We start from the raw sequence: 6564 nt of genomic DNA on the forward strand, positions 1-6564 counted from the left end.
CGTGACCGATATGACTTCAAGCTTTGCAACAGGATGTTTCGTCGGCCGGGCCTGGGCGCCGGAGGTCGAGGGGCCGATCCTCGTGACCGTCCGTGACGGTCGTCTCCATGACATAACGACCAAGGCCTGCGCCACCATGCGCGATCTCCTCGAACTGGATGCGCCAGCGGAATTCGTCCGCACCGCCCAAGGCCGCGATCTCGGGATGCTCGAAAATCTGCTCTCGCTCAGCGAGCCGGATCATTCGCAGCTTCACCTGCTGGCGCCGATCGATTTCCAGGCCGTCAAGGCGTGCGGCGTCACCTTTGCCCGCTCGATGATCGAGCGGGTCATCGAGGAGCGCGCGGCGGGCAATCCGGCGCGTGCCGCGAGCATTCGCGAAAAGGTCTCACAGATCATCGGCGCCAGCCTGCGTGATCTCAAGGCCGGGTCGGACGACGCCCAGAGGGTGAAGTCCGCCCTGATCGAGGAGGGGCTCTGGTCGCAGTATCTCGAAGTCGGCATCGGTCCGGATGCCGAGGTCTTCACCAAGTCGCAGATCATGTCCGCCGTGGGCACCGGGGCCGCCGTCGGCCTGCATCCGATCTCGAAGTGGAACAATCCCGAGCCGGAAATCGTGCTTGCGGTCGATAGCGCAGGCCGCGTCAAGGGCGCGACGCTCGGCAACGACGTCAACCTGCGCGACGTGGAAGGCCGCTCGGCCCTGCTGCTCGGCAAGGCCAAGGACAACAACGCCTCCTGCGCCATCGGCCCGTTCATCCGCCTTTTCGACGAGACCTATTCCATCGACGATGTGCGGCAGGCCGAACTGGACCTGCGCGTCGAAGGCAAGGACGGCTTCACCCTGCACGGCAAAAGCTCGATGAAGGAGATCAGCCGCGATCCGCTCGACCTTGTTGCGCAGACGCGCGGTGCGCACCATCAATATCCCGACGGCTTCGTCCTGTTCCTCGGCACGCTTTTCGCGCCGGTTGAGGATCGCGATGCACCGGGCCAGGGGTTCACGCACAAGGCCGGAGACGTCGTGACCATCGCAAACGACAAGCTCGGTGCGCTCGTCAACACCGTGAAGCTTTCGACCGAGTGCCCGCCCTGGACCTTCGCAGCCTCGCATCTCATGCGCAATCTTGCTGCGCGCAAGCTGCTATAGGCGCGGCGTAGATTGAGGAGGTGCGGGCGCATCTCCTCTTTTTGGCTCGTCAGCGGCTCCGACGGTTGTGCCTACCGGCGGATAAACGAAAGAACGCTGCCAAGAGGCTTCGGCGCTATTCGGCTGATCCGTGCTGTCCTCGATGACTGCCTAGGGCAATTGCCTCGCTTGAGGCACTGTTGCCGCAGACTTCTTCGGTATTCGAATGCGAGCGATTACGTCAGAGACTTGATCCGCAGAGACCAGGCCCGTGCCGACAAGATTGCCGATATGCAGCGGTTTGTCGATGACGGAATTAGAAGCGGTGTTGGGAGCCGTTCAGCGGACGAGCTGTTTGGTGCAGCCACCACGCGAGCCGAGATAAGCCACGGACGCGCTTAATGCCATTCATCCTATCCGTCCAAGCGGAAGAGGATGTAATCTCAATTGCCGAAGAAGGCATTCGCGTCTTCAGAGCATTGGTTGCTAAACGGTATAATGATGAGCTCTTCAATTTGGTCGAGCTAGTTGCCAGCAATCCACGAATGGCGCGTGGGCGCCATGAGATCTCTCCGCCTATTAGGATCCATTCCTTCAAGGCACACCTTGTAGTTTATCCCATCAAAGAGGATGGAAGCGTCTTTGTGATCCGTATCAGGCATAGCCACGAGGATTGGGAAGCACACTCCCCCTAGTAATTTGTTTTGTCGAGTTCATGACTTGCTAGTCTTAAGGTCGAACCTCATCAAGAGCATTTAAGAGAGCAGTGAATGGGGAATGACGGCGTGAAATTTTAGCTGGAAAACGTCATTCAATTGCATTCTCCTCGAATATGGAGACAGCCATGGCCGTAAACGCTCTTGTACAAACACGTATCGATTCCGAAGTCCGGGATCGTGCGTCTGCCGTCCTTGAAAGCATGGGCCTCACGGTATCTGATGCGGTTCGTATCATGCTCACCCGGACTGCTAACGAGGGCTCTCTGCCTCTTGAACTTTTATCCGGCAGTGAGGCGCATGATGCCTGGTTTCGGACCAAGGTGCTCGAAGCGTTAAACGATACTCGACCGGATTTATCGGACGACGAGGCCGAGGCGCACTTTGCCAAACGTCGAGCAGCGGCCCGCCTTAGAGCTGGTGTGCCAGAGTCGTGAAACTTACGTGGTCAGCTTTTGCGTTATCGGATCGTGACGCCATTTTCACATACATCGAGGCAGATAATCCCGCCGCTGCGTCTTGACTACTCGATAGCTCTCATGTGATTCGAGTGGGGGCTCTTCGTGCGCTACAATTATCGTACTATTTCCAGTGTCTTGGCCGCAACTCTGTTTTCGTCCGTTGCAATGCAAGCGCGGGCGGATGAGATCCCGATCGAAATCGTCGGGCAGCCGGATGTAACGCAAGGTAGTGAGTACGCGCCGGTCGTTGACCTGGATCTGGCCAATCTTCCGGTTGAACCTCATGCCTACGAGGGGCGCGCTGATGAGCAGGTGCTGAGCCCGGACGATCTGTCGCTTCTGCAGCCTGAAAGCGAGCTTGCGATGCCGGAAGGCTCGGCAGCGCGGGCTGCGGCTGCTGGTGCGGCTCCGCTTGAGGAAGATAAGACAGTCACGAACGAGACGCCGATTCCGGCCGGGGTAAAGCTGCCGGACGTGTCGAGCACGGGCGGCCTCAGCTACGAATACCCGATCGACGTGCCGGCCTTCCGCGGCCTGGAGCCGAAGCTCAGCCTCAACTACAATTCCAGCCGCAAGACGAAGGTCGCCGGCACCTACCAGGGCTGGCTCGGCTATGGCTGGGGTCTGGACGGCATCTCGGTCATTGAGCGCATGCGTCCGAAGATGGGCATCCCGTCCTTCGACGACAGCAAGATCGAAGATGAGCGAGACATCTATGTCCTGAATGGCCAGCCGCTCTACAGATGCTCCGATAGCAGGGTGTCCGATGGCACGTCCTGCCTTGCAGGCGGCAATTACGTCTCTGAAGTCGAGAACTATCTGAAGATCTCGTTCAACTCCACGACGCGTGAGTGGAAGGTGAAGGCGCGCGCTGGCACGGTGACGACGTTCAGGGCGGTGGGGGACATCAAGCCGCCGGCAACGGCGCCTGCTTCCGGCAGCGACGCGCATGACTTGGCCTATAAGGCGCGCTGGATGGCGACCTCGGTCGAGGACGTCAACGGCAACGAGGTGACCTACGGCTATAGCTGCCCGGAGCTGCCGCTGTGCTATGTCAGCAGCATCAGCTACAACAAGCGTACGATCAGCTTCCTCTACGAGGAGCGGCCTGACTACCTCCTGATGGCGAACGGCCACACGATCACGACGATCAAGAACCGGGTCGAGAGCATCATCGTAAAGACCGAGGGTGCTGTCACACGGGGCTATCGGCTGGAGTACAGCCAGGCGGCGGGAAGTGGGGCGTCGCAACTCGCATCCGTGCAGCCGTTCGGCAGCAATCTTGCCCTCGACGAGACCGGACGCATCGCATCGGGCACCAGCCTGCCAATCACAACGTTCGCGTATAATGCGGGGGGCAGCTTTACTGCGGCTGCTGAGTTGCCGAGCTTGAAAACGGCGCACTTCAGCTCGACGTCCGGAACGGAGGGCGTGAAGTACCGAAACCGTATCTCGGTCACGGATGTGAACTCGGATGCCGTGTCTGAAATCTTCCTGCATGCTTATAAGACATCGGCGAGCGGAACGTGCGGTTACGCTCTGTTCCATAGCCCGTTGATGGATGGCGTGTTCTCGAAGGTTGTCCCAACTGGTCTGCCTTGTGAGGTTTGGCAGACCAGCACGGAAGGAACGGGGCTCAATACGACCTATGAGCTCCCGTTTCGAGTGGCAGACAATGGCCCTGGCCGTCGTCATCTATGGCGGCTTTTTTGCCCTGACCTGGTTGTGGCAGTCGTTGCCGCTCCTGCTTGTCATCCTCTTTGGCGGCTGGTTGATCGCTTGGCACGGATCGCTGCAGCATGAGGTGATCCATGGCCATCCGACCCGCAGCCGCCGTTTCAACGACGCGCTCGGCTGGCCGCCCCTGTCCCTTTGGTTACCCTATGCCATCTACCGTGAAGGTCACCTGACCCACCACCGCGACGAGCACTTGACGGATCCCATCGAAGATCCGGAATCGTCCTATCTCACCCAGGCCGCCTGGGAGCGCATGGGGCGCTTCGGCCGCCTGATGGCGACCTGGAACTCCACGCTTTTCGGTCGTCTTACACTCGGGCCATTGGTGATGATTGCAAGCTTCCTCGCGCAGGAGATGGCCGTGATCAGGGCCGGGGATCGGCAACGGGCGGCCCTGTGGGCACGACACGCACTCGGCGCGGCCGGGGTGCTCTTCTGGGTGTCATGGATATGCGAGATGCCGCTCTGGCTTTATCTCTTCGGTTTCGTCTACGTTGGCGCGGCGCTGAGCCGGCTGCGCTCCTATGCCGAACATCGTTATGCCGACCACCACGACGAGCGCACCGCCATCGTCGAAAACAGTCCGGTCTTCGGTCTTCTGTTTCTTTACAACAACCTGCATGTGCTGCATCACCAGCGCCCGGCAGTGCCCTGGTACCGGATCCCCGCTCTCTACCGCCGTCACAGAAATGCGCTCGTCGCGATCAATGGCGGGCTTGTCTATGACGGCTACTGGGACATCGCGCGTCGTTTTCTGCTGAAGCCACACGACCAGACGTGCCATCCCCGGCATCAGGAAAGACCGACTGACGGAGGGCTCGGGATGGCCGCATCTGGTCTAAAAGCGAACTAGGCCGCTTCCGCCGCGCGCCGCGGCCACTTTACTCCTTGCCGTCCCTGTGAAGTCGTTTCCCTCGGGTGACCCGGGTAGCAGCTGCCACGCTGTTACTCGCCAAGGCATGGTGAACCCAGCTAGCCTATTCATGGCTGTGCGGCCGGAGTTTTGCGTTTCATTACACTGTTCGTCAAAAACGCCCCCGCAGAGATGCGCTGAGCATGCGCCCAGGACCGGGAACGAGTGGCGCGACATCGACGACCTCATCGAAGACATTCGATAATCCGAATGACAGTGAAAGGCGTCGGTCTTCCGATTCCCAGCCCGCGCCGACATCCGTGACAAAAGCGTCCCCCATCCAAACGGTCTCTCCCGAGGCTCCATGTACGTCCCGCGTGAACGAGACGCGCTTGCCGATGTAGCTTTCCGCAATAAAGAATGTGAAACGCTCGGGGCTCATATAACTGAAGCCGATACGGCCCGTATGTTCGGGCACCATCGGCAACCAGTCGTCCCAGCCGGGTATCGGATTTCCGCTCAAAATGCGGGAATAGTTTGCGAAGAAGGTAACGCCTCCACCTATCCAAACATTCGCATTCACGGTCAGACGATCAATCTGTGCCTCAGGAAACTGGAGAGAATATGAGTAGACAGGCGCACCGACTGAAAGGTTTTCGATATCTTGATGCTGGTATTCGACGGCGGTGAAAAACCGTTCGGACCATTCCGCGTCCCAACGCAACATTGCCGTCTTGGTCTCCCCGAAGGCCGGGGGATTGTCGGCTCTCAGCCCCACAATGGTGAGCGGTGAGAGCGTGCTTCGCTCGCTGAGCGGAGTGCGCTCCGCGTAGGCCGCCCGTATATAATGCCCCTCCGTCAATTCCCAGGCTACACCGAGATGGGGATTGAAGCTCATGTCCTCAGTATCGTTTTGATTGTACCAATCCAGAAACAGATTGGCTTCCACTTCGATCTCGGGCGTCAGTTCAGCCATACCGCCGATCCAGGCACGAACGTTCTCGCCTTGGACATGGGTGCTGCTCGTTGGAAAACGAACTTTGAAAGAAGGACTGTCGAGATAATATCCCAAATAGGAAGTCGAAGTCTCGAACTCCGACCGCCCACCTTCAATGCCCCAACGCAACGTTACGTCATCAGCGACCTCAAAGAGATGAGAAAGGCCGAGCTTCAATGAGAACTCGTCTTGCTCCACGTCCAAGTCATAACCTTCCGCCGGATCACGGTCGAAATAGTAGTCCTGCAGGGCGTTTCGTCCGGATCGGTCAATGATGGAGCTGAACAGCCCGACATTCAGCACATTGTGATACGCGAACGTGTGGCTCCAGCCGAGAAACATGTCGAGGCCATCGGCATTCAGCGTATCGCCACGCGTTACGTCCAGGCCATCGCTGATGGCGCCGTCGAAGGAAACGCCCCCCTCCACATGTACCCCATTCAGATATCCGACGATCCGATCGTCTGGTGTAAGCTGGGCACCGAATACCGTCAGCGAATTTATGTTCTGCGCAGTCTGATCGGCAAAGGACGGGTTCATGTAGTGTTGATTGCCACTGAGAACTGACCCGGCATAGCCCGATATTTCCATTGAGAATTGACCCATGTTTCAACCGTCCCTCGCGAGTTTTCAGCGAGGGCTGTGGAGTGATTGACATGGCGTTACTGAGC

General features: G+C 58.7%; 7 protein-coding genes and 1 pseudogene. 7 read left to right on the plus strand and 1 reads right to left on the minus strand.

What is annotated here, in order from left to right; translation table 11 throughout:
* Positions 1-10: 10 nt before the first annotated feature.
* The 7 genes and pseudogenes from D0Y60_RS23795 (at position 11) to D0Y60_RS23825 (ending at position 4896) form a co-directional block, all read left to right on the plus strand.
* Positions 11-1150 (plus strand): fumarylacetoacetate hydrolase family protein, encoded by a 1140-nt coding sequence (locus D0Y60_RS23795; protein WP_117372468.1) that lies wholly within the window; start codon positions 11-13, stop codon positions 1148-1150.
* 159 nt (positions 1151-1309) lie between these two features.
* Positions 1310-1531: a type II toxin-antitoxin system ParD family antitoxin gene (locus tag D0Y60_RS25190; RefSeq protein ID WP_117372469.1), complete on the plus strand. Its 222-nt coding sequence runs from the start codon at positions 1310-1312 to the stop codon at positions 1529-1531.
* Positions 1531-1824: a type II toxin-antitoxin system RelE/ParE family toxin gene (locus D0Y60_RS23805; protein ID WP_117372457.1), complete on the plus strand. Its 294-nt coding sequence runs from the start codon at positions 1531-1533 to the stop codon at positions 1822-1824. The genes D0Y60_RS25190 and D0Y60_RS23805 overlap by 1 nt, the downstream gene beginning before the upstream one ends.
* A gap of 149 nt (positions 1825-1973) precedes the next feature.
* Positions 1974-2282 carry a type II toxin-antitoxin system RelB/DinJ family antitoxin gene (locus tag D0Y60_RS23810; RefSeq protein ID WP_117372470.1) on the plus strand — a complete coding sequence of 103 codons (309 nt, stop codon included), beginning with the start codon at positions 1974-1976 and terminating at the stop codon, positions 2280-2282.
* Positions 2279-2362, plus strand: a pseudogene (locus tag D0Y60_RS25195) (type II toxin-antitoxin system mRNA interferase toxin, RelE/StbE family); the annotation flags it as partial. The gene D0Y60_RS23810 and the pseudogene D0Y60_RS25195, both read left to right, overlap by 4 nt.
* A 46-nt stretch (positions 2363-2408) precedes the next feature.
* Complete coding sequence (locus D0Y60_RS25200; protein ID WP_147324556.1) at positions 2409-4109, plus strand: SpvB/TcaC N-terminal domain-containing protein; 1701 nt, start codon at positions 2409-2411, stop codon at positions 4107-4109.
* Positions 4000-4896 (plus strand): fatty acid desaturase, encoded by an 897-nt coding sequence (locus D0Y60_RS23825; RefSeq protein WP_245409294.1) that lies wholly within the window; start codon positions 4000-4002, stop codon positions 4894-4896. Before D0Y60_RS25200 ends, D0Y60_RS23825 begins: the two co-directional genes overlap by 110 nt.
* A 172-nt stretch (positions 4897-5068) precedes the next feature.
* Here the strand turns inward: D0Y60_RS23825 and D0Y60_RS23830 are convergent, their stop codons facing one another.
* The gene (locus D0Y60_RS23830) at positions 5069-6499 is read right to left on the minus strand and encodes a TonB-dependent receptor (protein WP_117372461.1); all 1431 of its coding nucleotides are present in this window, start codon (positions 6497-6499) and stop codon (positions 5069-5071) included.
* Positions 6500-6564: the final 65 nt, after the last annotated feature.

The organism is Shinella sp. WSJ-2 (assembly GCF_003432075.1).
Taxonomy (GTDB): Bacteria; Pseudomonadota; Alphaproteobacteria; order Rhizobiales; family Rhizobiaceae; genus Shinella.

Excerpts from the sequence above, each read along its gene's own strand:
- D0Y60_RS23795 (WP_117372468.1), top strand. The coding sequence starts at position 11 with ATGACTTCAAGCTTTGCAACAGGATGTTTCGTCGGCCGGGCCTGGGCG.
- D0Y60_RS23805 (WP_117372457.1), top strand. The coding sequence starts at position 1,531 with ATGCCATTCATCCTATCCGTCCAAGCGGAAGAGGATGTAATCTCAATT.
- D0Y60_RS23810 (WP_117372470.1), top strand. The coding sequence starts at position 1,974 with ATGGCCGTAAACGCTCTTGTACAAACACGTATCGATTCCGAAGTCCGG.
- D0Y60_RS23830 (WP_117372461.1), bottom strand. The coding sequence starts at position 6,499 with ATGGGTCAATTCTCAATGGAAATATCGGGCTATGCCGGGTCAGTTCTC.